Consider the following 26,412-nt stretch of genomic DNA (forward strand, 5'->3'; position numbering starts at 1 on the left):
TTCTCACCGTATTCGCTTGCTTGGAGCGCACTCCAGGGTTTTAGCGTGGAGGGCATGACGGTGATGGAGACCACGAGTGCCACCAGTGCTGCCAGTACCGACAGTTGTGCAGGTCCGCCCCGGCAACCCCGGCGGCCGGACGGGCAGGACAAGTACACGATCAGCGAGGTCGTCACCCTCACCGGTCTGACGGCGCACACTTTGCGCTGGTACGAGCGGATCGGCCTGATGCCGCACATCGACCGCTCGCACACCGGCCAGCGCCGCTACCGCAACCGGGACCTCGACTGGCTCGACCTCGTCGGCAAGCTCCGGCTCACCGGCATGCCGGTCGCCGACATGGTCCGGTACGCGGAGCTGGTGCGCGAGGGCGACCACACCTACGCCGAGCGGTTCGACCTGCTCAAGTCGACCCGGGACGACGTCCTGTCCCGGATCGCCGAGCTCCAGGACACCCTGGCCGTGCTCGACCGGAAGATCAATTTCTACGCGGACGCCGGGCAGGCCCTGGCGTCGGAGAGGGCCTCATGACGAACGGCGTGAACGGCTCGAACGACTCGAACCGCACGATCGCGAAGGCACGACTGGGAGCGAACGGCCCCGAGGTCGGCGTACAGGGCCTCGGCTGCATGGGCATGAGCTTCGCCTACGGCCCCTCGGACGCGGCGGAGTCCCGGGCCACCCTTGAGCGGGCGCTGGAGCTGGGTGTCACCCTCTACGACACGGCCCACGCCTACGGGGCGGGGGAGAACGAGAGGTTCCTCTCCCCGTTCTTCAAGGCGCACCGCGACGACGTCGTCATCGCCACGAAGTTCGGCCTCGCCGTGCACCCGGACGACCCGACCAGGCGGATCATCCGCAACGACGCCCCGCACATCCGCGAGTCCGTCGAGGGCAGTCTGCGCCGGCTCGACGTCGAGGTGATCGACCTCTACTACATGCACCGCCGGGACGTGAGCGTCCCCATCGAGGAGACCGTCGGCGTCATGGCCGAACTGGTCCGCGAGGGCAAGGTGAAGCACCTGGGGCTCAGCGAGGTCACGGCCGCCGAACTCCGCGCCGCGCACGCCGTGCACCCCATCGCCGCCCTCCAGTCCGAGTGGTCGCTCTTCAGCCGCGACATCGAGGACACCGTGGTCCCCGCGGCCCGCGACCTCGACGTGGCCCTCGTGGCGTACTCCCCGCTCGGCCGGGGCTTCCTCACCGGTTCCTTCGCCAGGGCCGAGGAGCTGACCGCCGACGACTTCCGCCGCCACCAGCCCCGCTTCACCGGCGACAACGCCACCGCCAACGCGGCCCTGCTCGACCCGGTCCGCCAGGTCGCCGAGGCCCACGGCGCCTCCCTCGGCCAGGTTGCCCTCGCCTGGGTCCACCACCAGACGTCCGTGCACGACCTCCCGGTGATCCCGATCCCGGGCACCCGCAGGCCGGCGAGGGTGGAGGAGAACGCCGCGGCGGCGGGGCTCACCCTGACCGAGGCGGACGTGGCGCTGCTGGAACCGATAGCGGCCAAGGTGGCGGGCGACCGCTACGCGGACATGAGGTTCACCTCGGCGGGCCGGGAGTAACCAGGGTCTCAGAGCTCCGCGAGGAGTTCCGCCTTCTTCACGCTGAACTCCTCGTCCGTGACCAGCCCCGCTCGATGCAGCTCGCCCAGGTGCCGGATCCGGTCGGCGATGTCGGCCGGATCCCGGCGCGGCGCCCCCGCGGGCAGCGCCTCCACGGGCCCGGCACCCCGCACGGCCGCCAGCACCGCCGCCGCGAACGGCAACGACTCGTGCACCGGCCCGTACCCGAGCCCGAACACGACCGCGGCCGGATCATGATCCGGCTGGGGAGGACGCTCCCCGGCGGCGTCCCGGCGCAGCAACCGCAGATACCCCTCGAAGACCTCAGGCGACCGCCACTCGACCCCGCTCAGGTCCCGCAGGGAGAAACTCTGGTCCCCGGCCTTCCACTTCGCCGACGAGGCACCCGTCCAGGACCACCGGAACGACACCGACCGCCCGTCGAACGACGCCTTCCCGTCGTACGCCTTGAACTGCAGCGGCACCTCGGGCGCGGCCACCAGGAACCGCTCCGCCGGCCCCGACCCGGTCAGCCGCGCCCGCAACTCGTCCGCGTAGTACTCGGCGAGGGTCTCCCGCTCGGCCGGCAGCACCAGCCGGTACGGATCGGAGCCCTCCTTGAGCTGGTCCGCCGCCGCCTCCATCAGCGGGTCGGCGCCCGGCCGCGGCACGGCACGCAGTACGACGGTGCCCCGCTTCCCCGGTGTCAGCGTCACCCCCGCGATCGCCTCCAGGGGGACGCGTCGCTCACCGAGCGCCTGGAACAGCTTCGGCGTGCGGATCCCCCGTTCGAAGCGGATGAGCACGGAGTCGGACTCGAACTCCCAGGCGGCATGAAATCCGGCCAGTACGTCACCCATGCGGCTCATCGTATGCGGGCGGGGCGATGAAGTCCCGACCCGTGGCGAACCGCACTTTTGCGGCCTCTACGCGCGTCAGGCCGCGGAGGCGTCCGGCAGACCCGCCCGGCACCCGTCGTTCTTCCGCGCGCACTCCACCAAGTCGTAGGCGCCGATCCCGATCTCCGCGAAGTTGTACAGGCTCACGGTCCCGGGCTCGAAGTAGCCGCTGTGCCCCTGGGCGTTGGACGCCGACAGCAGCCGCGCCCCGAACTCCGCCGACATCGGGTCGGTGCCGTGGCCGAGCCCGCCGACCTCCAGGTACGGCACGTCCTGGACCCAGTCGTCGGCGTCCCGCATGGCCCACACCCGGGCCGAGGTGCGCAGTGAGGACACCTTCTCGGCCCGCATGCCAGGGCTGCCGGCGACCGCGATGTCGGTCACCCGCGACGGCAGTGAGCGCGCGGCGACTCCGCACACCACCGAGCCGTAGCTGTGGCACACCAGAGCGACGGTGGACCCGCCGGGCAGCGCCCTGACCAGGGAGTTCAACCGGATCGCGCCCTGCTCGGCGCGCAGCGCGGTGGCCGAGTCGAGCCCGAGGCCGTCGGGCGCGGTGTAGTCGGCCCAGGCGATCACGGCCGTGCGCGTCCGGGGGCTCGCGGTGCGCTCCGCCCGGTACAGCGCCTCGGCCATGCCGACGGGCGCCGAGTACCTGCGGTTGGTGCGCTGGAAGTTGAGGAGGTTGGTGTCGACGCCGGGGACGACGACGGAGACGCGCTCCGCCCGGTCGAGGTCGCCGAAGACCTCGGCGACCCGGCCGGTGCCGTCGGGGTCGAAGGCGAGGATCTGCCGGTCCTCCTCGGCCAGCCTGGCGAAGCGGTGCATGCGCCGGAGCGCCTGGTACTGCCCGCTCGGGGAGAGCCGCTCGTCCCGTGTGCGCTCCCGCTCCCGCGCGTTCTGCTGCCGGAGCGCGATGCGGTTGGCGCGGTAGCGCAGTTCGACGGGGGCGCCGTTCATGTTGCCGACCGCGAGCGGATAGCGGTGGACGAGCCGTCGCTCCTGCCGTTCGGAGAGGGAGGAGAAGAAGGCGGTCAGCCGGTGGGGGGACGACGCCGGGTCGGGCAGTTCCCGCCCGTCGAGGTGTCCGTGCCGCCACGCGGAGAGCGACGCCTGGAGCGGCGACTCCCCGCTGTGGCTGCGGATCGCCGTCCAGCCGGTGGTCGCCAGCATCACGAAGACCACGGCCAGCGCCAGCAGGGCGCGCCAGACGTTCAGTTGCGGAGAAGAGTCCAAGGAAGTCACTGAAAGGACACACTAAGAGAACGGAAGGGTCTCGCGTTAACCGAGTGAGGGGAATCACGTTTCAAGCACACCTGTTCCGCATGGTGCGCAGAGAACATCGTGCTGGTGGTGTTATGAGGGGGTTTCAGCCGGTGCGCCACTTCTCGGCGAGTGAGGGTCGTACCGCGTCCAGATGCGCGGCGGTCAGTTCCCGCATCGCCTCCATGCTGAGGTCGCCGCCCATGGCCCACAGCCGCTCGGTGACCCGCATGACCCCGGCGAAGACCGCCACCGCCACCCGGGGCCGGGGGTCGGTGCGCACATCGAGCCCTTCGCGCTCGGCGACGATCGCCTCGAGCTCCCGGGCCACCGCGTCCGAGCGGCGCAGGTGCGCGGCGAGCAGCGCGGGCGTCGACTCGATCATCCCGTAGCCGCGCAGGAACAGGTCGACGGGGACGATCTGGGCGACGGCCTCGCCGATGGCGTCCCAGCCCTCCAGGACGGCGTTGCGCAGGGCCTCCAGCGGAGCCTCGTGCGCGGGCCGGGCCCGCAGCGCGGCGACGAAGTGCTCCTGGCTGAGGTCGATGACCGCGAGGGCGGCCTCCTCCTTGCCGGCGAAGTAGCGGAAGAAGGTGCGCTGCGAGACGTCCACGGCCTCGGCGATCTGGTCGACCGTCGTCGCCTCGTACCCCTGGGTCGTGAACAGTTCGAGGGCGGCCCGCAGCAGCGCGTCGTGGGTGCGCTGCTTCTTCCGCTCGCGCAGCCCCGGCCGTTCCGCCGCCGTCGCCTCCGCCGCCGTCTCCATGAACCCTCTTCTCCACCCGGTCCGTGCTCCGAGTGACGTGACAGTTACCGACTTGTGAACTCGTTTGTCAACTGTCAGTGGCTGTCACTAGCCTCCCCCGCATGACTAGTCAGACCGCTGTCGACAAGACGGGACCGGGGGACCAGGCACCAGCATCCCCGTCGGGCCCGGCTCCGAGCCAGGGGCGGGGCCTGCGCGGCCACCCGTGGCTCACCCTCCTCACCGTTGCCGTGGGCGTCATGATGGTCGCCCTCGACGGCACCATCGTCGCCATCGCCAACCCGGCCATCGCGGACGACCTCAAGGCGAGCTTCGCCGAGGTCCAGTGGATCACCAACGCGTACTTCCTCGCGCTGGCGGTCACCCTCATCACCGCGGGCAAGCTGGGCGACCGCTTCGGCCACCGCCAGACCTTCCTCATCGGTGTCGTCGGCTTCGCCGCCGCCTCCGGTGCCATCGGCCTGTCGAACTCGGTCGCCTTCGTGGTGACCTTCCGGGTCTTCCAGGGCCTGTTCGGCGCGCTGCTCATGCCGGCCGCGCTCGGTCTGCTCCGCGCCACCTTCCCCGCCGAGAAGCTCAACATGGCGATCGGCATCTGGGGCATGGTGATCGGCGCCTCCACCGCGGGAGGCCCGATCCTCGGCGGCTTCCTCGTCGAGAACGTCAGCTGGCAGTCGGTGTTCTGGATCAACGTCCCCGTCGGCGTCCTCGCCGTCGCCCTCGGCGTGTGGATCCTGCTCGACCACCGCGCCGAGAACGCCCCGCGCTCCTTCGACGTCCTCGGCATAGCCCTGCTCTCCGGAGCCATGTTCTGCCTGGTCTGGGCGCTCATCAAGGCTCCCGAGTGGGGCTGGGGCGACGCCCTGACATGGACGTTCGTCGCGGCGTCCCTCGCCCTGTTCGCCCTGTTCGCCCTCTGGGAGACGAGGGTGAAGGAGCCCCTGATCCCGCTGGGGCTCTTCCGTTCCGTACCGCTGTCCGCGGGTGTGGTCCTGATGGTCCTGATGGCCATCGCCTTCATGGGCGGCCTGTTCTTCGTGACGTTCTACCTCCAGAACGTGCACGGCATGAGCCCCATCGACGCCGGGCTGCACCTCCTGCCGCTCACCGGCATGATGATCGTCGGCTCGCCCCTGGCCGGCGCGCTGATCACCAAGTCCGGACCGCGTATCCCGCTGGCCGGCGGCATGGCCTGCACCGCGATCGCCATGTACGGCATGTCGACGCTGGAGACCGACACCGGCAGCGCCGTGATGTCCCTCTGGTTCGCGCTCCTCGGCCTCGGCCTCGCCCCGGTGATGGTCGGCGCCACCGAGGTCATCGTCGGCAACGCGCCCCTGGAGCTGTCCGGTGTCGCCGGCGGTCTCCAGCAGGCCGCGATGCAGATCGGCGGCAGCCTCGGTACGGCCGTCCTGGGCGCCGTGATGGCCTCCAAGGTCGACGGCGACCTACCGGGCAACTGGGCCGACGCCGGTCTCCCGCCGCTCAAGGGCGCCCAGCTCGACCAGGCGTCCGAGGCCGTCCAGGTCGGTGTGCCCCCGGTCGCGCCGGGAACCCCGCCGGAGATCGCCGCCAAGATCGCCGCGGTCGCGCACGACACGTTCATGTCGGGCATGGCGCTGGCGTCCCTCGTCGCCGCCGGGGTGGCCGCCGTCGCCGTGCTGGTCGCGTTCCTGACCAAGCGGGGTGAGAACGCGGAGGCGGGCGCCGGGGCGGCGCACATCTGACCCCTCTGGAGCTTCACGCGCGGGTTTCCGCCCCCGTTCGCCTATCAGGGTGACAAGGCTGAAGATCGCTTCCACCCGGCGCGCGCCGCAGGTCACAGTAAGTCAAGTCCTCCGCACGGCATGGGTGTTCGACGGTGGAGGACCGGGGGCCGGGGGCGCGCTGCCGGAGGGGGGCGGCGCGCCCGGCCACGTCCGTCAACTCTTCGTGGTTTCAACCCCCATCGGGGGGTACCCGCCACTTCGTACCCGAACTGACGGCAGAGTTCAGGGAGTTGTTGACGATGGCGGGTTTCGGACACAGTACGCGCAGGAGCCCCCGCTCACGTGGCCGGACGTGGTCACGGACCGGGCCGGATCGCGCGACCCTCGGCATCATCGGAGTCATCTGCGCGATCGCGGGATTCTTCGTCCTGGGGATCATCCTGGGACCTGTCGCGATCGTCTGCGGCTGGCTCGCGATGAACCGCAGCTGGTCCGGCGCCCGCCCCGTCCCCGCCCTGATCGCGGTGGTCCTGGGTGCCATAGACACACTCCTGGCCATCCTCTGGCTGGCCGGCACAGCCACTCCGGGGGCCGGACTCTTCTAGATCGGCCCGCAGGAGTGGGGGGAAAGGGCAGGGGCCCTCGGCAACGACAGCCGAGGGCCCTTTTCCAGTGGGCGCGGGTGATGCAGACCCAGGGGCGCGGGGAACTGCGCGACCGGCCACGACGCGACCCGCACCCGCCCAAGCACACGCACCCCCACCGCCCTCGGCGTCTCTCGACGCACCCTCACGGCCCTCGGCGTCTCTCGCGCACCCTCACGGCCCTCGGCGTCTCTCGACGCACCCTCACGGCCCTCGGCGTCTCTCGCGCACCCCCACGGCCCCCGGCGCGCGGCCCCCGCACCCCGCTCAGCGCCGCTGCTCCGGCACCGTCCGCCCCGACCGCAGCGCCATCACCTCGGCCCGCAGCAACCGCACCTCCTCGGTCAGCTCCGCTATCGCCGCGGTCTGCCGCCGCTCCTCCGCGTCGTCCTTCTCGAACCGCGCTATGAACCACGCGGCGATGTTCGCGGTGACCACACCCAGCAGTGCGATCCCCGACAGCATCAGCCCGACCGCCAGCACCCGCCCCAGCCCGGTCGTCGGTGCGTGATCCCCGTACCCCACGGTCGTCATCGTCGTGAACGACCACCACACGGCGTCGCCCAGCGTGTCGATGTTCCCGTCCGGCGAGTCCCGCTCCACGGACAGCACGGCCAGCGATCCGAACATCAGCAGACCGATCACCGACCCGCCGACATAGGTCGTGAGCCTTATCTGCGAGGCCATCCGCGCCCGCTGGCCGACCAGCAGCAGCGTCGCCACCAGCCGGAGCAGCCGCAGCGGCTGGACCATCGGCAGCAGTACCGCGCACAGGTCCAGCCAGCGCGACCGCACGAACTCCCACCGCCGCTCGGCGAGGCCGAGCCGTATCGCGTAGTCGAGCGCGAAGGCCCCCCACACGGCCCACTCGGCGACGTCGCACCACCACCTCACGTCCGCGCTCGCGTCCGGCCGGACGATCGGCACGGCGTACGCGACGGCGAACACCGCGGCCAGGCCGAACAGCGGCCGCTGCGTCTTCTGTTCCCACCGGATCTGTGCCGAGGCGACTCGCTCCTTCATGGGCGCATCGTAGGAAACGTGAAGGGGTGGTGAACCCGCAGGTTCACCACCCCTTGACGGTCTGCCCCGTGCTACGCGTCGCCGCCGGCGGCGCCGGGGTCGGCCGCGGAGACGTCCAGCAGCTGGTAGCGGTCGATGGCCTGCTTGAGGACCGACCGGTCGACCTTGCCCTCACGCGCCAGCTCGGTCAGCACCGCGACCACGATCGACTGGGCGTCGATGTGGAAGTACCGCCGGGCCGCGCCCCGCGTGTCCGCGAAGCCGAACCCGTCCGCGCCGAGCGACTGGTACGTGCCCGGCACCCAGCGCGCGATCTGGTCCGGGACCGACCGCATCCAGTCGGAGACGGCCACGAACGGACCCTCGGCGCCGCTCAGTTTCCGCGTCACGTACGGGACCTGCTGCTCCTCCTCGGGGTGGAGCAGGTTGTGCCGCTCCACCTCGATCGCCTCGCGGCGCAGCTCGTTCCAGGAGGTCGCCGACCAGACGTCCGCCCTGACGTTCCACTCCGCGGCGAGGATGCGCTGCGCCTCGACCGCCCACGGCACTGCGACACCGGAGGCGATGATCTGCGCCGGGACGGCACCGGACTCGCCCGCCTTGAAGCGGTAGACGCCCTTGATGATGCCGTCCACGTCCACGTCGGCGGGCTCGGCCGGGTGCTGGATCGGCTCGTTGTAGACCGTGAGGTAGTAGAAGACGTCCTCGCCGGGCCTGCCGTCGGCGGTCTCGCCGTACATCCGGCGCAGACCGTCCTTCACGATGTGCGCGATCTCGTAGCCGAACGCCGGGTCGTAGGCGACACAGCCGGGGTTGGTGGACGCCAGCAGCTGCGAGTGCCCGTCCGCGTGCTGCAGACCCTCACCGGTCAGCGTCGTACGGCCGGCGGTCGCCCCGAGGACGAAGCCGCGCGCCAGCTGGTCGGACATCTGCCAGAACTGGTCGCCGGTGCGCTGGAAGCCGAACATCGAGTAGAAGACGTAGACCGGGATCAGCGGCTCGCCGTGCGTGGCGTACGCCGAACCGGCCGCGATCAGCGACGCCGTGCAGCCCGCCTCGGAGATGCCGTCGTGCAGCATCTGCCCCGTCGGGGACTCCTTGTACGCGAGCAGCAGATCACGGTCGACCGCCTCGTACTGCTGCCCGAGCGGGTTGTAGATCTTCGCGCTCGGGAAGAACGAGTCCATACCGAAGGTGCGGTACTCGTCGGGCGCGATCAGTACGAACCGCTTGCCGATCTCCTTGTCCCGCATGAGGTCCTTCAGCAGTCGTACGAACGCCATGGTGGTGGCGATCGACTGCTGGCCGGAGCCCTTCTTCACACTCGCGTACGTCTTGTCGTCCGGCAGCGGCAGCGGCTTCGACCGCACGACCCGCGTGGGCACGTAACCGCCGAGCCCCTTGCGGCGGTCGTGCATGTACTGGATCTCCTCGGAGTTCCGCCCGGGGTGGTAGTACGGCGGAAGCCCGCTCTCCAGCTCCTTGTCGGAGATCGGCAGGTGCAGCCGGTCGCGGAAGCCCTTGAGGTCGGCGACCGTCAGCTTCTTCATCTGGTGCGTGGCGTTGCGGCCCTCGAAGTTCGGCCCCAGCGTCCAGCCCTTGATCGTCTTGGCCAGGATGACCGTCGGCTGGCCCTTGTGCTCCACGGCCGCCTTGTACGCGGCGTAGATCTTGCGGTGGTCGTGACCGCCGCGCCCCAGGTGCAGGATCTGGTCGTCGGTCATGTTCTCGACCATGGCCCGCAGCCGGTGGTCGCCGCCGAAGAAGTGGTCCCGGATGTACGCGCCGGTCTCGGTCGCGTACGTCTGGAACTGGCCGTCCGGGGTGGTGTTCATCTTGTTGACGAGCACACCGTCGCGGTCCTGGGCGAGCAGCGGGTCCCAGGTGCGGTCCCACACCAGCTTGATCACGTTCCAGCCGGCGCCCCGGAAGACCGACTCCAGCTCCTGGATGACCTTGCCGTTGCCGCGCACCGGGCCGTCGAGGCGCTGGAGGTTGCAGTTGACGACGAAGGTCAGGTTGTCGAGGCCCTCACGGGCGGCGAGCGTGAGCTGGCCCAGGGACTCCGGCTCGTCCATCTCGCCGTCGCCGAGGAACGCCCACACATGCGACTTGGAGGTGTCCGCGATGCCGCGCGCCTCCATGTAGCGGTTCATCCGCGCCTGGAAGATCGCGCCGAGCGGCCCGAGACCCATGGAGACGGTCGGGAACTCCCAGAAGTCCGGCATCAGCCGCGGGTGCGGATAGCTGGACAGTCCGTACGGCGCCTTCGACTTCTCCTGGCGGAACGCGTCGAGCTGCTGCTCGCCGAGCCGGTCCAGCAGGAACGCGCGGGCGTAGATGCCGGGGGAGGCGTGCCCCTGGAAGAAGATCTGGTCGCCGCCGTCGCCCTCCTCCTTGCCCCGGAAGAAGTGGTTGAAGCCCACGTCGTACAGGGAGGCGGACGACGCGAAGGTCGCGATGTGGCCACCCACGCCGATGCCCGGGCGCTGGGCCCGGGACACCATCACGGCGGCGTTCCACCGCGTGGCGTTGAGGATCTTCCGCTCGATCTCCTCGTTGCCCGGGAAGAACGGCTCGTCCTTGGTGGCGATGGTGTTGACGTAGTCCGTGCTGCGCATCTCCGGCACGGCCACGCGCTTCTCGCGGGCCCGCTCGATGAGCCGGAGCATCAGGTAGCGCGCGCGCTCACGCCCGCGCTGGTCCACGGCGGCGTCGAGCGAGTCGAGCCACTCCTGGGTCTCCTCGGGATCGAAGTCAGGGACCTGACTCGGAAGGCCGCCAATGATGATCGGATTGCGATCGGATCCGGAAGCCACGCTGTTCCTTAGCTGTCAGAGGGCCACTCTTCATGGGTTCTTCTGGGTGCCTGCACCGCCCCCCATCGTGTACCTCGGGGGCGCAAACGTCATCTCTACCGAGAGGTAACCAAGCTGGTCACTCCCTCTGTCACAGTAGGAAGGGCATGCGACTCTCGTACCCCCGGGCGGTTGCCGAATGCGCAAACCGGACACAATGGTGTGGTGTGCGTCACGAGGCATCGGGAATCGATGCCTGGAGTTGCGGTGACACGGCCCGGATCGTCACCGTTTCGGCGGTCTCGCAGGCTGGGTACTTGCGCGATCCGTCCGGCCCGTGTGGACTACGGCCAACGCTTCGCGTACGCGCGTGGCTGATTCCCCGGGGGCGACCCCACCCGAAACATGATCAGGAGGCAACCCGTGAGCGCGACCGCGGACCACGCGGAGGAGCGGACGAACCCTGCCGCGAGGCTGGGGTTCCAGCCCGAGCAGGTGGTCCAGGAGATCGGCTACGACGACGATGTCGACCAGGAGCTCCGCGAGTCCATCGAGGAAGTCATCGGCAGCGATCTCGTCGACGAGGACTACGACGACGTGGCCGATGCCGTCGTGCTGTGGTTCCGTGACGACGACGGCGACCTGACCGATGTGCTGGTGGACGCCACCACGTACATCGAGGAGGGTGGCTCGATCCTGCTGCTGACGCCCAAGACCGGGCGGGACGGCTATGTGGAGCCCAGTGACATCTCGGAAGCCGCGACGACAGCGGGTTTGTCCGCGTCGAAGAGCGTCAGCGTCGGCAAGGACTGGAGCGGAAGCCGTCTGGTGACACCGAAGGCGGCGAAGTCCGGCAAGAAGTGACGTTCGCCTGAGCACTCGGTGGGTGCTGCGTCGCGGTGGCCCCGGCGTCGTCGTGGCCGGTCGCGCAGTTCCCCGCGCCCCTGGACGGGCGCCCCCTCGGGGGGTCCGTCCAGGGGCGCTCCGTTTTCCCCGGACGGCCCCTGCGTAGGCTGGGTCACCCGAACAGCCCTACGAAGGGACGCAGGAAATCATGGCGATCCAGGTCGGCGACAAGGCACCCGACTTCGAGCTCAAGGACAACCACGGCGCCACGGTGAAGCTCTCGGACTTCCGCGGTGAGAAGAACGTGGTGCTGCTCTTCTACCCGTTCGCCTTCACCGGGGTGTGCACGGGCGAGCTGTGCGAGCTGCGGGACAACCTGCCGAAGTTCGTCAACGACGACGTCCAGCTGCTGGCCGTGTCGAACGACTCGATCCACACCCTGCGGGTCTTCGCCGACCAGGAGCGGCTGGAGTACCCGCTGCTGTCGGACTTCTGGCCGCACGGCGAGGTCTCCCGCGCCTACGGCGTCTTCGACGCGGACAAGGGCTGCGCGGTGCGCGGGACGTTCATCATCGACAAGGAGGGCGTCGTCCGCTGGACGGTCGTCAACGCCCTGCCGGACGCCCGTGACCTGAACGAGTACGTCGCCGCGCTCGACACCCTGTGATTCTTCGGCTCCAAGCCCTGCGGTTCTCGGGAACCCCTCACTAGGATCGACACGTTGATCCGATACCAACGCACGACGGGGCTCCCCGCCCCTGACATCTATGGGAGGACTTCGTGGGAGTCAGCCTCAGCAAGGGCGGCAACGTATCGCTGACCAAGGAGGCCCCGGGCCTGACCGCGGTCATCGTCGGTCTGGGGTGGGACGTCCGCACCACGACCGGCACCGACTTCGACCTGGACGCCAGCGCGCTGCTGCTGGACTCCTCGGGCAAGGTCGGCACCGACGCCAACTTCGTCTTCTTCAACAACCTGAAGAGCCCCGACGGCTCCGTGGAGCACACCGGTGACAACCTCACCGGTGAGGGCGAGGGCGACGACGAGCAGATCAAGGTCAACCTCGCGGGCGTCCCCGCCGAGATCGAGAAGATCGTCTTCCCGGTCTCGATCTACGACGCCGAGAACCGCCAGCAGTCCTTCGGCCAGGTGCGCAACGCCTTCATCCGCGTGGTGAACCAGGCCGGCGGCGCCGAGATCGCCCGGTACGACCTCTCCGAGGACGCCTCGACGGAGACCGCCATGGTCTTCGGCGAGCTGTACCGGCACGGCGCCGAGTGGAAGTTCCGCGCCATCGGCCAGGGGTACGCCTCGGGCCTGCGCGGTATCGCCCAGGACTTCGGTGTGAACGTCTGAGCCACCGGGGAAGAACCACCCGGCTCACGGGTCCGGCGCCGCTGTCGTCACCGACCGCGGCGCCGGACGCGCTCCTGCCACCACAACTGAACAATCGCGAAGCTCGACATCGGGGAGGACCAGCACCATGGGCGTCACGCTCGCCAAGGGAGGCAATGTCTCCCTCTCCAAGGCCGCGCCGAACCTCACTCAGGTGATGGTCGGGCTCGGCTGGGACGTCCGGACCACCACCGGAGCCCCTTTCGATCTCGACGCCAGTGCGCTGCTGTGCCAGGGGGGCCGGGTGCTGGGGGACGAGTGGTTCGTCTTCTACAACAACCTGACGAGCCCCGACGGCTCGGTGGAGCACACCGGTGACAACCTCACCGGCGAGGGGGACGGCGACGACGAGTCGATCATCGTCGACCTCTCCCGGGTGCCCGCCGCCGTCGACAAGATCGTGTTTCCGGTCTCCATCCATGACGCGGACAACCGCGGCCAGTCCTTCGGACAGGTCAGCAACGCCTTCATCCGCGTCGTGAACCAGCTCGACGGCCAGGAACTGGCCCGCTACGACCTCTCGGAGGACGCCTCCACCGAGACCGCCATGATCTTCGGCGAGGTCTACCGCTATGGCGGGGAATGGAAGTTCCGCGCGGTCGGACAGGGGTACGCGTCGGGTCTGCGCGGTATCGCCCTGGACTTCGGCGTCAACGTGTCGTAGCGCTATATGCGCAAAACCTGGGGCCTGGTGGGGAACGAGGGGTGCCCGACTAGACTTCGGCTTCGGAGTCAATGTTTGGTAAAGCCGCGCGCGGCGCGGGGGAACCCCGTACACACACGATTGGGTAGCCAGTGGTTCTGAAAACCTTCGGCTGGTCGTTCGCGGTCACCGCGCTCGGCTTGGTCGCAGCGGTTCTCTACGACGGATGGACCGCGCTCGGGCTCGTCGCCATCCTGTCCATCCTGGAGATCTCGTTGTCGTTCGACAACGCGGTCGTCAACGCCGGGATCCTGAAGAAGATGAATGCCTTCTGGCAGAAGATCTTCCTCACCATCGGCATCCTCATCGCCGTCTTCGGCATGCGCCTGGTGTTCCCCGTCGTGATCGTCGCGATCAGCGCCAAGCTGGGGCCGATCGAGGCCGTCGACCTGGCGCTCACCGACAAGGACCAGTACCAGCAGTACGTGACCGACGCCCACCCGTCGATCGCGGCCTTCGGCGGTATGTTCCTGCTGATGATCTTCCTCGACTTCATCTTCGAGGACCGGGACATCAAGTGGCTGGGCTGGCTGGAGCGCCCGCTGTCCAAGCTCGGCAAGATCGACATGCTCTCCGCGTGCATCGCGATGATCGTCCTGCTGATCACCTCGATGACCTTCGCGACGCACGCCCACCAGCACGGCGGCACCCATGTCGACAAGGCGCAGACCGTACTGATCTCGGGTCTCGCGGGCCTCATCACCTATCTCATCGTCGGCGGCCTCTCCAGCTTCTTCGAGAACCGCCTGGAGGAAGAGGAGGAGCGCGAGCACGAGGCGGAGGAGGAGGCGGAGCGCACCGGCAAGCCGCGTTCGGCCGTCGCCCTCGCCGGCAAGGCCGCGTTCTTCATGTTCCTCTACCTGGAGGTCCTGGACGCGTCCTTCTCCTTCGACGGTGTGATCGGCGCGTTCGCGATCACCAACGACATCGTCCTGATGGCCCTCGGTCTGGGCATCGGCGCGATGTACGTCCGGTCGCTCACCGTGTACCTGGTCCGCCAGGGCACCCTCGACGACTACGTCTACCTGGAGCACGGCGCGCACTACGCGATCGGCGCCCTCGCCGTGATCCTGCTCGTCACCATCCAGTACGAGATCAACGAGATCATCACCGGCCTCATCGGTGTCGTCCTGATCGGCTGGTCCTTCTGGTCCTCGGTCCGCCGCAACAAGGCGCTGGCGGCCGCGGAGGGAAAAGCTGAGGACTCCAAGGAGGAGGTGGCGTCCGGCGTCTGACCCGGAGACGGGTGCGGCCCGGAAGCCGGAAGCCGGAAGCCGGGGCCGGTGTGACCGGTTCCGGAGTGTGACTGCCCTCCAGGTGAGGGAACGCTCTGAGCGGGGCGGCCGACGAGGACTCGTCCTCGTCGACCGCCCCGCCGGTGGTTGACGCGACGACACGGCAGTTGTGGGGCGGGCATGAGTTTCCTGGACAACCTCTGGCGCGGGCGGGCCTCGGAGTTCGACGCGGGCAACGCGGCGACCAACGCGATCGAGCTGACCAAACGGCACCAGAAGGTGTCCCTCAGCAAGCAGGGCGCCGCCACCGGCCATCTGCGCGTCAACCTCTCCTGGCGGATGCGGACCTCCGACATAGGCGGGCCCAAGCGGCAGAGCGTGCTCCGGCACCCCTTCCGGGCGCTCAAGCCGGAGGCGGTGGTGGCGCACAGCCAGAGCATGGTCAACGTCGACCTCGACCTGGGCTGTCTGTACGAGCTGGCCGACGGGACCAAGGGGGTCGTGCAGCCGCTGGGCGGCTTCCTCGGGGACATCAACGACCCGCCGTACATGCGCCTCAGCGGCGACGACCGGTTCGGGTCGGGGTCCGGCGAGACCATGTACATCAACCTGGACCACCGGGACGACTTCAAGCGGATGCTGGTCTTCGTCTACATCTACGACCAGACGCCGGCCTTCGACCGTACGCACGCCGTCGTGACGCTGTACCCGAGCAACGGCCCCCGGATCGAGATCGGACTCGACGAGCGCCATCCGCAGGCCCGCTCGTGCGCGGTGGTGATGATCGAGAACGTCAAGGGGGAGATCGTCGTGCGCCGCGAGGTGAAGTTCGTCTACGGCTTCCAGGCGGAACTCGACCGCCTGTACGGGTGGGGCCTGCAGTGGGGGCGTGGCTTCAAGACCAAGGCGGAGCGCTGACCGGGGCCCCGGCCGCCCCCGCGCCGGCCCGCGCCGCGCGCCGGACCTCCGCCGGCCCCCGGACGCTCACCTGCCGATGAACTGCGGGCCCTGCGGAGGCAGCCGGACGTCGGGGTCCAGGCCCGCGCCGGTGGGCTGGGGGTAGCCGTAGGCCGCGGCGTTGGCGGTCGCGGGCGCCTGCTGGGTGTGCGGGTAGCCGTATCCGGGCTGGGGCGGCTGCGTCGGCGCCGCCGGGGGATAGCCGTACGCGGGCTGGGACGGGACCCCGGTGGTCGGCTGCTCCGGGGGGAGCGGGGCCGAGACCTCGGGTGCCGGCGCCTGGGTGGTGGCCGCCTGGTTCGCCGCGGCGGCCGCCGCCTCCGACTCGTCGACCGAGATGCCGAAGTCGGTGGCGAGGCCCTGGAGTCCGTTGGTGTATCCCTCGCCGAGGGCGCGGAACTTCCAGCCGCCGCCCCGGCGGTAGAGCTCGCCGCAGATCAGGGCGGTCTCCTCGCCGGTCTCCGGCTTGATGTCGAAGTACGCCAACGGCTCCGCGTCGGAGACCGTGGCGTCGTACAGCAGGATGCGCAGGGAACGTACGCGGTCGAAGGTGACGTCGTCGGCGGAGGCGACCAGGAGAATCTGGCCGACGGCGGACTCGACACCGGCCAGGTCAGTCTGGATGGTGTCCGTGAGGCCCTCGGCGACGCGCTTCTTGCCGAGCCGCCACACCTTGCCCGAGGGATGGCGTGGCTGGTTGTAGAACACGAAGTCCTCGTCGGACCGTACACGTCCGTCGGGGCCGAGGAGCAGCGCCGAGGCGTCGACTTCCGGGGCACCCTGTCCGGGCGCCCAGCGCAGCACGGCGCGGACCGCCGTGGCTTCGATCGGGACGTTCGACCCCTTCAGCATCGCGTGCGTCATGCCGTTCATCCTGCCCTCTCGGTCCTGATCACGACAACGCGGGGGCGAGGAAGCGCCGGTCGGGTCGTCGAGTGGCCGACATGGCCGGGTTACCAGAACTTCACGCCCGCAGGGAACTGAAGACACACATTTGTACGTACTATTACCGGCCACCTTCACGACCGGCCGCCCAGCAGCCACGGGGGATTTTCCATGCGTCACTTCGGGCACATCGCCCCTGAGGAGCGTCAGCGTCTCTTCTTCCGCGAGCCGGGCGTCTTCACCGCGGACTCCCCGGCCCGTGTGCTCGCCGCCGCCCTCGGCGCCACGCTCTACAGCCCGGCGACCCGCGAGCGGCTGGCCGACGACATCGTCAAGCAGGCCGGGCGCGGTGTGGTCTCCATGGTGCTGTGCCTGGAGGACTCCATCGACGACGCCGAGGTCCCGGGCGCCGAGGAGAACCTGGTCCGCCAGTTCGCCGACCTCGCCGCCCGCCCGGACACCGAGCTGCCGCTGCTGTTCATCCGGGTCCGTTTCCCCGAGCAGATACCCGACCTCGTCGAGCGGCTCGGCCCGGACGTACGCCTGCTGTCCGGATTCGTCCTCCCGAAGTTCACCGAGGAACGCGGCATCGCCTTCCTGGAGGCGCTCACCGCCGCCGAGGCCGCCGGCGGGCGGCGGCTGTTCGCCATGCCCGTGCTGGAATCCCCCGAGCTGATGTACCGGGAGACGCGCGTAGAAGCCCTCCAGGGCATCGCCCACACCGTCGACAAGTACCGCGACCGCGTCCTCGCCCTGCGCCTCGGCGTCACCGACTTCTGCTCCTCGTACGCGCTGCGCCGGGCACCGGACATGACCGCGTACGACGTCCAGATCGTCGCCTCCGTGATCGCGGACGTGGTGAACGTGCTGGGACGGGCGGACGGCACCGGGTTCACGGTGACCGGCCCGGTGTGGGAGTACTTCCGGGTGCAGGAGCGCATGTTCAAACCCCAGCTGCGCACCAGCCCGTTCCTGGAGAACCGTGCCGGGCGGCTGCGCGAGACACTGATAGAGCACGCCCTGGACGGACTGCTGCGCGAGATCTCGCTCGACCAGGCCAACGGTCTGCTCGGCAAGACCTGCATCCACCCCTCGCATGTGCTGCCCGTGCACGCGCTGTCCGTGGTCAGCCACGAGGAGTTCGGCGACGCCCAGGACATCCTGCGCCCCGAGCGGGGCGGCGGCGGGGTCCTGCGCTCCGCCTCCCGCAACAAGATGAACGAGGTCAAGCCGCACCGGGCCTGGGCTGAAAGGGTTCTGCAGCGGGCCGAGGTCTTCGGGGTGGCCAACGAGGACATCGGCTTCGTGGACCTGCTGGCCGCGGGGCTGCCCGACTGAGGCGCCGCGCCGAGGGCACCCGTCGTGGCCGCCCGCCCCTGTCGTAACCGACGAAGGAATCGATGAACAACGCAGTGAACGACACGATCTGGTCCGGGACCTGGGTCGCCGAACGGCTCGGGGTCGAGCTGGTGGGCGACGAGGAGCTGAGCGGTCTGCTGGGGCTCGCGCTGCGGCGCAACCCCAAGCGGGCGCATCTGCTGGTGTCGAACGTGCTCGGCAAGCACGTGCCGCGGTCGCCGGCCGTGGTGTACGGGCACGGGTTCGCCCTCGGCCGCCGGGTCCGGGAACTGCTCGGGGCCGACGGGGCACGGGCCTCGGTCGTCCTCGGATACGCCGAGACCGCGACCGGGCTCGGCCACTCCGTCGCGGACGGGCTCGGCGACGCCCCCTACCTCCACTCCACCCGGCGCCCCGTCGACGGTGTCGCCCAGGCCGGCGGCTTCGAGGAGTCCCACTCCCACGCGACGTCGCACCTGCTGCTGCCGGAGGACCCGGCGCTGCTGGCGGGGAGCGGCCCGCTGATCCTCGTCGACGACGAGTTCTCCACCGGCAACACGGTCCTCAACACCATCCGCGCGCTGCACGAGCGGTATCCGCGCGAGCGGTACGTCGTCGTGGCCCTGGTCGACATGCGGTCCGCCGAGGACCAGGGGCGGCTCGCCGGGTTCGCCCGGGAGATCGGGGCGCGCGTCGACCTGGTCACCACCGCCAAGGGGACCGTGCGGCTCCCGGAGGGCGTGCTGGAGAAGGGGCAGGCGCTGGTCACCGAGCACGAGGGGGCGCCGGCGGCCCCGGTGTGCGCCGGGCGGATCGCCCGCGTCGAGCTGGGCTGGCCCGACGGGGTGCCCGACGGCGGGCGGCACGGGTTCGCCCCCGCGCACCGGGAGCGGCTGGAGGCCGCGCTGCCGGGCATGGCCACGCGGCTCGCCCGGGCCCTTCCCGAGGGCGCCGGGCGGGTGCTCGTGCTCGGCTTCGAGGAGCTGATGTACGCGCCGCTGCGGCTGGCGACGGAGCTGGAGCGGCTGGCGGACGGGGTGGAGATACGGTTCTCCACCACGACGAGGTCGCCCGTGCTGGCCGTCGACGACCCCGGCTACGCGATCCGCAGCCGTATCGTCTTCCCCGCCCACGACGCGCCCGCGGACGGCCCGGTGGAGCGGTACGCGTACAACGTGGCCGGCGGCGGCTTCGACGCGGTGATCGCCGTCGTGGACTCCACCGCCGACACGGCCGCGCTCCACGCGCCCGACGGCCTCCTGGCGACCCTGGCCGCCCACACCCCGACCGTCCTCCTCGCGGTCGTACCGTCCTACGTCCCGTCGGCATCCCTCCCGTCGGCATCCGTCCCGTCGGCATCCGTTCCGTCGTTGGACACGCAGTCGACCCGGGACATCATCGAAAGGCCCTTCATGCTGCCCGAGCCCCTGCGCGGCCCCGCCTTCTCCTCCTACGCGGCCGAGGAGGTCGGGTGGCTGCTGCAGGACCTCTCCGAGGTGACCCTGGAGGCGCCGACCGAGGAGCGCGAGGAGGCCATCCAGAGCGGCGGGGCGCACTACGCCGAGTCGCTGCCGGTCGAGTACCAGCCCAGTGAGCAGTACCAGGCCCTCTTCCACAGCGCCCTCGACGCCTCGGCCGAACGGATCGCGGTGGCCGTCGGGGTGGTGACCGAGACCGTGCTCGCGGAGCGGTCCCCGCGCCCCGTCCTCGTGTCCCTCGCCCGCGCCGGAACCCCCGTGGGCGTGCTGATGCGCCGGTGGGCGCGGCAGCGGCACGGCGTCGAACTGCCGCACTACGCCGTCTCGATCGTGCGGGGCCGCGGCATCGACGCCAACGCCCTGCGCTGGCTCGCCGCCCACCACGACCCGGCGGACGTCGTGTTCGTCGACGGCTGGACCGGCAAGGGCGCCATCACCCGGGAACTGGCCGCCGCGATCGAGGAGTTCGAGAAGGCCGAGGGCATCACCGGGTTCGACCCGGAGATCGCGGTGCTCGCCGACCCGGGCTCCTGCGTCCGCACCTACGGCACCCGCGAGGACTTCCTCATCCCCTCGGCCTGCCTCAACTCCACCGTCTCCGGGCTGATATCGCGGACCGTGCTGCGCGCGGACCTCGTCGGACCGGACGACTTCCACGGCGCCAAGTTCTACCGCGAGCTGGCCGGCGCCGACGTGTCCGTGGAGTTCCTGGACGTCGTCTCGGCCCGCTTCGCCGACGTCGCCGACACGGTCGACGCCCGCACCAAGGACCTGCTGTCCGCCGACCGCACCCCCACGTGGGAGGGCTGGGCGGCCGTGGAACGGATCAGCGAGGAGTACGGGATCCACGACGTCAACCTGGTCAAGCCCGGTGTCGGGGAGACCACCCGGGTGCTGCTGCGCCGGGTACCGTGGAAGATCCTCGCGCGGGCCGGGGCGGGCGCGGACCTCGACCACGTACGCCTGCTCGCCGAACAGAGAGGGGTACCGGTGGAAGAGGTGGCGGAGCTGCCGTACACCTGCGTGGGACTGATCCACCCCCAGTACACCCGGGGCGCGACCGGCGCCGACGGCAAGGCGGTGACGGTCTGATGCCCGGCCCCCGTGTGCTCGTCGCGAGCGACCTCGACCGTACGCTCATCTACTCGACCGCCGCGCTCGCGCTGACCATGCCGGACGCGCGGGCGCCCCGGCTGCTCACCGTCGAGGTGCACGAGAGCAAGCCGCTGTCGTACCTGACCGAGACGTCGGCGCACCTGCTCACCGAGCTGGGCGACGCGGCGGTGTTCGTGCCGACGACGACCCGGACCCGCAAGCAGTACCAGCGGATCAATCTGCCGGGGCCCACCCCCACGTACGCGATCTGCGCGAACGGCGGACATCTGCTGGTGGACGGGGTCTCCGACCCCGACTGGTACGCGTCCGTGACCGCGCGGCTCGCGGACGAGTGCGCGCCGCTGGACGAGGTCAGGGACCATCTGGCCGCCACCGCCGACCCGTCCTGGGTGCGCAAGCACCGGGTCGCCGAGGACCTCTTCGTCTATCTCGTCGTCGAGCGCGAGCTGCTGCCCGAGGAATGGGTCAAAGGGCTCGCGGTGTGGGCGGAGAACCGCGGCTGGACGGTCTCGCTCCAGGGACGCAAGCTCTACGCCGTGCCGAAGCCGCTGACGAAGAGCGCCGCGATGCGGGAGGTGGCGCGGCGGACCGGGGCGGAGCTGACGGTGGCCGCGGGCGACTCGCTGCTCGACGCGGATCTGCTGCTGGCGGCGGACCGGGCGTGGCGGCCGGGGCACGGGGAGCTGGCGGACGCCGGCTGGTCGGGGCCGACGATCACGGCGCTGCCTGAGCGGGGGGTCATGGCCGGGGAGCGGATCCTGCGGGAGTTCCTCCGGGCCGCGCGGGAGGGCTGACGCGGGGACCCGTCGGCCGGGCGTCGTCCGGTCAGGGGGTGGGGGTGCCGCGGTCCGCGGGCTGCCGGTCGTCGGTGGTCGCGCGCGCGGTTCCCCGCGCCCCCTTGGTGTTGTCCCTCCGCAGGAAGCGGATCAGTACGAAGGCCAGCACGGCCAGCGCCGCGGCCGCCAGGACGATCTTCGAGTACGTCGAGACGATCGCCGTGACCTCGGTCCAGTTGGCGCCCAGGAAGTAGCCGGCCAGGACGAAGACCGTGTTCCAGAGCGCGCTGCCCAACGTGGTGAGCAGCGTGAAGACGGGCAGGGGCATGCGTTCGACGCCGGCCGGCACCGAGATCAGGCTGCGGAAGACCGGGATCATCCGGCCGAAGAAGACCGCCTTGGTGCCGTGCCGCAGGAACCACGCCTCCGTCCGCTCGATGTCGGAGACCTTCACCAGGGGCAGCTTCGCGGCGATCGCGACGGTGCGGTCACGGCCCAGGAGGGCGCCCACGCCGTAGAGGGCGAGGGCGCCGATGACGGAGCCCGCGGTGGTCCACAGCAGTGCGGCCCAGAGGTCCATCCGGCCGGTGCTCGCGGCGAAACCCGCGAGGGGCAGGATGACCTCGCTGGGGATCGGCGGGAAGAGGTTCTCCAGGGCGACGGCCAGACCGGCCCCCGGTGCCCCCAGCCGATCCATCAGCCCTATGATCCACAGGGGCGCGCCGCTCATCGACTCCGCTTGCATGGCTGTCATGGGCGCAGGCTAGGGGAACAAAGCTGAAGGGAGCCTGAGATGCGGATGAACGCTCCCGGGCCGGGGGCCGTTGAACCCGGTGTGATCAACCGCAGCAACCGCCGCCGCAGCATCCGCCGCCCCCGCCGCCGCCCGCCCGGGGCGCGGGTCCGGGAGCGGCGGCAGAGCCGCCCACCGCGACCGTCGACAGGAGCTTGACTGTGTCCTGGTGGCCCGAGGGGCAGTCCGCGGGGGCGGACGACTCGGCCATCGGCCGGCTCAGTTCGAAGGTGTCGCCGCAGGTCCGGCAGCGGTATTCGTAGCGAGGCATGCGCTCAGGCTAACCGGCCGCGGCGCGTCGCCAGGAGAGCCGATTTTCGACGGGTCGGTCACACTGGCCAGATTTTCACGCTGCCGACCGGGGCGGTTGTGAAAGTGACTGATAATTTGTGGTCGCTGTGTGGAGACCGGGCGGCCGGGGGACCGGGGGGCCGGGAGCTCACAGTCGCGTGTGTGGCGGCTGTGACTTTTCACGCGGGCGATGCCAAATGGGGAGGGGGGACAGTCGTGACCGCTGTCCTGAGTCGATCGGGAGCCACGTCCCCCGGTCGGTATGTCGCCGTGGGCGGGCGAAAGGTTGCCGCGCCCCGCAGAATCGCCGCCGCGCAGCCCATGAGCCGCCCCCACGCCGGAGCGCGCCATGGTCAGTGGTGAAGGAGAGGGTCGTATGCGCCGCCGACGTGGAGCGGCACAGGGGCGGCAGGAGCAGCAGCTCCCGGAGTCCGAGTTCACCATGGAGCTGAAGGCCCCGCCGCCGCCGGCGGACGAGACCATGCAGCTGCGGGTGCTCGAACCGGGCATGCTGGAGAACCGGCAGGAGCAGCCGGCGCCGGGCGGCCGGCGGGACAGGCGCAAGGCCGCCAGACCGTCGGTCCGGGCCAGGGTCCTCGGGGCCGTGGGCCCGCGGCTCGCCCCCCTGGCCCCGTACGCCCGCCGAATACGCCCGCAGTACCCGCGGCCCGGCCGGACCGACTGGCGCCGCTGGGTGCCGTCCTGGCGGCAGTCGGTGGGGGCCGCGGGGCTGACCGTGGGGCTCAGCACCATGCTGCTGACCATCGCCTACGCCGCCACGGACATACCGGACGACCTCAACACCTTCGCCACCCAGCAGGACAACGTCTACTTCTGGTCCGACGGCACGCCCATGGCCCGTACCGGCTGGGTGCGCCGCCAGGCGATGCCCCTGAAGGACGTCCCCGAGGACGTGCGCTGGGCGGTCCTCGCGGCGGAGAACTCGAGCTTCTACTCCGACCCCGGCATATCCTTCAGCGGTATCACCCGGGCCCTGGTGCGCACCGTGGGTGAGGGTGACACCCAGGGCGGCTCGACGATCACCCAGCAGTACGTCAAGAACGTCTACCTGACCCAGGACCGCTCGCTCAGCCGCAAGTTCGACGAGGCGATGATCGCCATCAAGCTCGACAACCAGATGAGCAAGGACGAGATCCTGGAGGGCTACCTCAACACCAGCTGGTTCGGCCGCGGCACCTACGGCATCCAGCGGGCCGCCCAGGCGTACTACGGCAAGGACGTCAGCCAGCTGAACGCGAGCGAGGCCGCCTTCCTCGCCTCCCTCCTCAAGGGCGCCGGCCTGTACGACCCCTCCCTCAGCCGGTCCAACCACGCCCGCGCCGTCGTGCGCTGGGAGTGGATCCTGGACCGGATGGTCAAGCTCGGCAAGCTCTCCGAGGCCGAGCGCGCCAAGTACCAGAAGTTCCCCGAGCCGCTGAAGCAGTCGAACCAGTACGACACCGGCAAGCAGAGCGACTACCTCGTGGAGCTGGCCGCCCAGTACGCGAAGAAGGCCGCGAAGATACCGGACCAGGAGTTCGACATGGGCGGCTACCAGATCTACACGACCTTCGACCGCGAGCGGCAGACCGAGCTGACCGACGCCGTCGCCGACGCCCGCGAGAGCGTCGCGAAGAAGAACCGCAAAAAGGCCGCGTCCGCCCACTTCGGAGCGTCCTCCGTCGCCGCCGACGGACGGATCCTCGCCGTCTACGGCGGTCCCGACCACCGCAGACAGGGCTACAACGAGTCCAACGCGACCACCGTCCCGTCCGGCTCCGCCTTCCTGCCGTTCGTCTACGCCGCCGCCCTGGAGCACGGCGTCGTCAAGGAACGCGACGGCGAGGCGACACCTGTCACCCCGGAGACGCTCTACAACGGCGACGACGGCGTCATCGTCACCACGCCCGAGGGCCCCTACTGGGACCGCAACGGCAAGCGGGTCCGCGCCCGCAACGACGGCAAGCGGTCCTACGGGCAGATCACCCTGCACGACGCGCTCGCCAAGTCGGTGAACTCCCCGTTCATGCAGCTCGGCATGGACACCGGTCTGGACAAGGTGCGCGACACCGCCGAGGCGGCCGGACTGCTGTCGTCCAGCTTCGGGGCGCAGGTGCCCGCCATGTCCGTCGGCAGCGCCACCCCCAGCGCGATCCGCATGGCCAGCGGCTACAGCACGTTCGCCGCGCAGGGCCGGCACACCGAGCCGTACTCGGTGCGGAAGATCACCCACAACGGATCCAGGGTCGCGATGTCCACCCCCAAGCCCAAGCGGGCGGTGGGCGCCGAAGTGGCCCGGCAGGTCACCGAGGCGCTCACGGACGCCTTCCGCGGCGACCACCCCACCTCGCCCGGTGCCGCCTCCTACGAGGTGGCGGGCAAGGGGGGAACGACCCAGGACGACAAGGCCGCCTGGTACGTCGGCACCGCCGACGACGTGTCGACCGCGGTCGTGGTGTACCGGATCGACCTGTCCAAGAGCCTGGAGCCGCTGCGGCTCGACGGCATCGCCGGCACCCCCGGAGCCGGCGTGCCCTACGACATCTGGTCCCGTGCGACGAGCGTCGGCTGACGCCCGATGAGCACCCGACCCGCCACCCTCGCAGAATGAGCCGCACATGAAGCCTGGCAGCAAGTCGCACAAAGGCCGCCGCCGCAAAGCACGTCAGCCCCGCCGCACCACCCGGCCGCAGTTCCTGACCCTGGCCGCGCTGCTCGTGGTCGCCTCCCTCGTCGGCGGCTACATGGTGCTGAACCGTACGGCCAGTACCGCGCCGACGGCGTCGTCCTCCGGGGGCAAGGGCGGCAAAGGCGACTCCACCAAGAACGCCGCCGAACCGAAGTGGGACGGCAAGGTCAAGGTCATCGGGGACGGCTCGACGTCGTACACCGGCCCGCAGAAGGGGCAGCTGAAGGCCGTACCGCTCAAACCGGGGGAGAAGCCCCCGCAGTTCGTGGTCTTCTCCTGGGACGGCGCCCTGGCCGGCGACGACAACCTCTTCGAGCACTACCGGCAGATGGCCAAGCGGTACGACGCGCACATGACGTTCTTCCTCACGGGCATCTACCTGCTGCCCAAGGACAAGAAGAACCTCTACGACCCGCCGCAGCACGACAAGGGCTCCGCCGCGATCAGCTACCCCACCGATGACCACATCCGCACCACCATCGAGGAACTCGGCGCGGCCTGGCGCGAGGGCAACGAGATAGGCACCCACTTCAACGGCCACTTCTGCGGGGAGAAGGGCGGCGGCGACTGGAGCGTCGCGGAGTGGAAGCAGGAGATCGAGGAGTTCAACTCCTTCCTGGAGAACTGGAAGACCAACACCGGCTACACGGACATGGATCCGCTGCCCTTCGACGTCAAGGCCGTCACCGGCGGCCGCGCGCCCTGCCTGGAGGGGCAGAAGAACCTGATGAAGGCGGCCAAGGGCTTCGGCTACCGCTATGACGCCAGCTCGCCGGGCGCCTTCCAGGTGTGGCCGGCCAAGAAGGAGGGCATCTGGGACTTCCCGCTCCAGATGCTGCCGTTCAACGACGACTACCAGGCGCTGTCGATGGACTTCAACTTCCTCTACAACCAGTCGGACGGCCAGACCGAGGGCGACCCCGCCAACTACCCGGTTTGGCAGCAGGAGACCATCGACACCTACATGTCGGGCTTCAACCGCGTCTACTACGGCAGCCGGGCGCCGCTGTTCATCGGCAACCACTTCGAGCAGTGGAACGGCGGCATCTACATGAACGCCGTCGACGAGATCATCAAGAAGGTCTGCACCAAGAAGGACGTGAAGTGCGTGTCCTTCCAGGAACTGGCCGACTGGATGGACGTACAGAAGCCGTCGACCTTGGCGAACCTGCGCAATCTGGACCCCGGTCAGTCCCCGGACTGGGCCACAGTGGTCAAGTAGTCTTCCCGTTCTCTGACT

Annotated in this window: 23 protein-coding genes; 15 read left to right on the top strand and 8 right to left on the bottom strand. The window is 70.0% G+C overall.

Translation table 11 applies throughout. The features are described from left to right. The first annotated feature begins 54 nt into the window (after positions 1-54). Both ACZ4Z2_RS14170 and ACZ4Z2_RS14175 read left to right on the top strand, forming a co-directional pair. Positions 55-531: a MerR family transcriptional regulator gene (locus ACZ4Z2_RS14170; RefSeq protein ID WP_468075638.1), complete on the top strand. Its 477-nt coding sequence runs from the start codon at positions 55-57 to the stop codon at positions 529-531. Continuing rightward, positions 528-1,568, top strand: coding sequence for an aldo/keto reductase (locus ACZ4Z2_RS14175; RefSeq protein WP_468075640.1), 1,041 nt, complete (start codon positions 528-530; stop codon positions 1,566-1,568). Before ACZ4Z2_RS14170 ends, ACZ4Z2_RS14175 begins: the two co-directional genes overlap by 4 nt. Positions 1,569-1,576: 8 nt before the next feature. Here ACZ4Z2_RS14175 and ACZ4Z2_RS14180 read toward each other — a convergent pair whose 3' ends face one another. The 3 genes from ACZ4Z2_RS14180 to ACZ4Z2_RS14190 all read right to left on the bottom strand — a co-directional run bounded on the left by ACZ4Z2_RS14180 (position 1,577) and on the right by ACZ4Z2_RS14190 (position 4,496). Continuing rightward, positions 1,577-2,428, bottom strand: a complete 852-nt coding sequence (locus ACZ4Z2_RS14180) for a DUF4429 domain-containing protein (RefSeq protein WP_468075641.1) — start codon at positions 2,426-2,428, stop codon at positions 1,577-1,579. Between the two features lie 75 nt (positions 2,429-2,503). Next, entirely contained in the window at positions 2,504-3,712 is a 1,209-nt protein-coding gene (locus ACZ4Z2_RS14185; RefSeq protein ID WP_468075642.1) for an alpha/beta hydrolase, read from the bottom strand. Between the two features lie 124 nt (positions 3,713-3,836). After that, positions 3,837-4,496: a TetR family transcriptional regulator gene (locus ACZ4Z2_RS14190; protein ID WP_468075644.1), complete on the bottom strand. Its 660-nt coding sequence runs from the start codon at positions 4,494-4,496 to the stop codon at positions 3,837-3,839. A 101-nt stretch (positions 4,497-4,597) separates the two neighbouring features. Between ACZ4Z2_RS14190 and ACZ4Z2_RS14195 the strand changes: the two genes are divergently transcribed. Together ACZ4Z2_RS14195 and ACZ4Z2_RS14200 are read left to right on the top strand one after the other, a co-directional pair. Next, positions 4,598-6,223 (top strand): MFS transporter, encoded by a 1,626-nt coding sequence (locus tag ACZ4Z2_RS14195; protein WP_468075646.1) that lies wholly within the window; start codon positions 4,598-4,600, stop codon positions 6,221-6,223. A gap of 281 nt (positions 6,224-6,504) precedes the next feature. Continuing rightward, on the top strand, positions 6,505-6,810 hold the full coding sequence (locus tag ACZ4Z2_RS14200; RefSeq protein ID WP_468075648.1) for a small hydrophobic protein: 306 nt from the start codon (positions 6,505-6,507) through the stop codon (positions 6,808-6,810). Positions 6,811-7,116: 306 nt separating this feature from the next. Here ACZ4Z2_RS14200 and ACZ4Z2_RS14205 read toward each other — a convergent pair whose 3' ends face one another. Beyond that, on the bottom strand, positions 7,117-7,872 hold the full coding sequence (locus ACZ4Z2_RS14205; RefSeq protein WP_468075650.1) for a potassium channel family protein: 756 nt from the start codon (positions 7,870-7,872) through the stop codon (positions 7,117-7,119). 71 nt (positions 7,873-7,943) lie between these two features. After that, positions 7,944-10,691, bottom strand: coding sequence for a pyruvate dehydrogenase (acetyl-transferring), homodimeric type (gene aceE, locus ACZ4Z2_RS14210; protein ID WP_468075652.1), 2,748 nt, complete (start codon positions 10,689-10,691; stop codon positions 7,944-7,946). 402 nt (positions 10,692-11,093) lie between these two features. Here aceE and ACZ4Z2_RS14215 point away from each other — a divergent pair, with 402 nt between their 5' ends. From ACZ4Z2_RS14215 to ACZ4Z2_RS14240, 6 genes are all read left to right on the top strand, one after another. Then, entirely contained in the window at positions 11,094-11,534 is a 441-nt protein-coding gene (locus ACZ4Z2_RS14215; RefSeq protein WP_055520217.1) for a DUF3052 domain-containing protein, read from the top strand. A 190-nt stretch (positions 11,535-11,724) separates the two neighbouring features. Next, positions 11,725-12,183: a peroxiredoxin gene (locus ACZ4Z2_RS14220; protein WP_468075654.1), complete on the top strand. Its 459-nt coding sequence runs from the start codon at positions 11,725-11,727 to the stop codon at positions 12,181-12,183. Between the two features lie 113 nt (positions 12,184-12,296). Continuing rightward, on the top strand, positions 12,297-12,872 hold the full coding sequence (locus ACZ4Z2_RS14225; RefSeq protein ID WP_468075656.1) for a TerD family protein: 576 nt from the start codon (positions 12,297-12,299) through the stop codon (positions 12,870-12,872). A gap of 127 nt (positions 12,873-12,999) precedes the next feature. Further along, on the top strand, positions 13,000-13,575 hold the full coding sequence (locus tag ACZ4Z2_RS14230) for a TerD family protein (RefSeq protein WP_468075658.1): 576 nt from the start codon (positions 13,000-13,002) through the stop codon (positions 13,573-13,575). Positions 13,576-13,706: 131 nt separating this feature from the next. Continuing rightward, positions 13,707-14,849: a DUF475 domain-containing protein gene (locus ACZ4Z2_RS14235; protein ID WP_468075660.1), complete on the top strand. Its 1,143-nt coding sequence runs from the start codon at positions 13,707-13,709 to the stop codon at positions 14,847-14,849. Positions 14,850-15,029: 180 nt separating this feature from the next. Beyond that, positions 15,030-15,767, top strand: a complete 738-nt coding sequence (locus ACZ4Z2_RS14240) for a TerD family protein (RefSeq protein ID WP_468075662.1) — start codon at positions 15,030-15,032, stop codon at positions 15,765-15,767. 66 nt (positions 15,768-15,833) lie between these two features. On the opposite strand, the gene ACZ4Z2_RS14245 is transcribed toward ACZ4Z2_RS14240, so the two are convergent. Continuing rightward, positions 15,834-16,670 (bottom strand): TerD family protein, encoded by an 837-nt coding sequence (locus tag ACZ4Z2_RS14245; protein ID WP_468075664.1) that lies wholly within the window; start codon positions 16,668-16,670, stop codon positions 15,834-15,836. Between the two features lie 192 nt (positions 16,671-16,862). Between ACZ4Z2_RS14245 and ACZ4Z2_RS14250 the strand changes: the two genes are divergently transcribed. From ACZ4Z2_RS14250 to ACZ4Z2_RS14260, 3 genes are all read left to right on the top strand, one after another. Then, a complete protein-coding gene (locus tag ACZ4Z2_RS14250) occupies positions 16,863-18,029 on the top strand; it encodes an HpcH/HpaI aldolase/citrate lyase family protein (RefSeq protein ID WP_468075666.1) in 1,167 nt (388 codons plus the stop codon). A 62-nt stretch (positions 18,030-18,091) separates the two neighbouring features. Continuing rightward, positions 18,092-20,599 carry a phosphoribosyltransferase gene (locus ACZ4Z2_RS14255; protein WP_468075668.1) on the top strand — a complete coding sequence of 836 codons (2,508 nt, stop codon included), beginning with the start codon at positions 18,092-18,094 and terminating at the stop codon, positions 20,597-20,599. Beyond that, positions 20,599-21,417 (top strand): HAD family hydrolase, encoded by an 819-nt coding sequence (locus ACZ4Z2_RS14260; protein WP_468075670.1) that lies wholly within the window; start codon positions 20,599-20,601, stop codon positions 21,415-21,417. The genes ACZ4Z2_RS14255 and ACZ4Z2_RS14260 overlap by 1 nt, the downstream gene beginning before the upstream one ends. A gap of 31 nt (positions 21,418-21,448) precedes the next feature. Here the strand turns inward: ACZ4Z2_RS14260 and ACZ4Z2_RS14265 are convergent, their stop codons facing one another. Together ACZ4Z2_RS14265 and ACZ4Z2_RS14270 are read right to left on the bottom strand one after the other, a co-directional pair. Continuing rightward, entirely contained in the window at positions 21,449-22,153 is a 705-nt protein-coding gene (locus tag ACZ4Z2_RS14265; RefSeq protein ID WP_468075672.1) for a DedA family protein, read from the bottom strand. 85 nt (positions 22,154-22,238) lie between these two features. Further along, a complete protein-coding gene (locus ACZ4Z2_RS14270) occupies positions 22,239-22,463 on the bottom strand; it encodes an FmdB family zinc ribbon protein (RefSeq protein WP_468075674.1) in 225 nt (74 codons plus the stop codon). 396 nt (positions 22,464-22,859) lie between these two features. On the opposite strand from ACZ4Z2_RS14270, the gene ACZ4Z2_RS14275 reads away from it, so the two are divergent. Both ACZ4Z2_RS14275 and ACZ4Z2_RS14280 read left to right on the top strand, forming a co-directional pair. Further along, on the top strand, positions 22,860-25,055 hold the full coding sequence (locus ACZ4Z2_RS14275; RefSeq protein WP_468075675.1) for a transglycosylase domain-containing protein: 2,196 nt from the start codon (positions 22,860-22,862) through the stop codon (positions 25,053-25,055). A gap of 46 nt (positions 25,056-25,101) precedes the next feature. After that, complete coding sequence (locus ACZ4Z2_RS14280) at positions 25,102-26,394, top strand: polysaccharide deacetylase family protein (protein ID WP_468075677.1); 1,293 nt, start codon at positions 25,102-25,104, stop codon at positions 26,392-26,394. Positions 26,395-26,412 lie beyond the last annotated feature (18 nt).

The sequence above is a fragment of the Streptomyces sp. NPDC030183 genome, assembly GCF_055573455.1.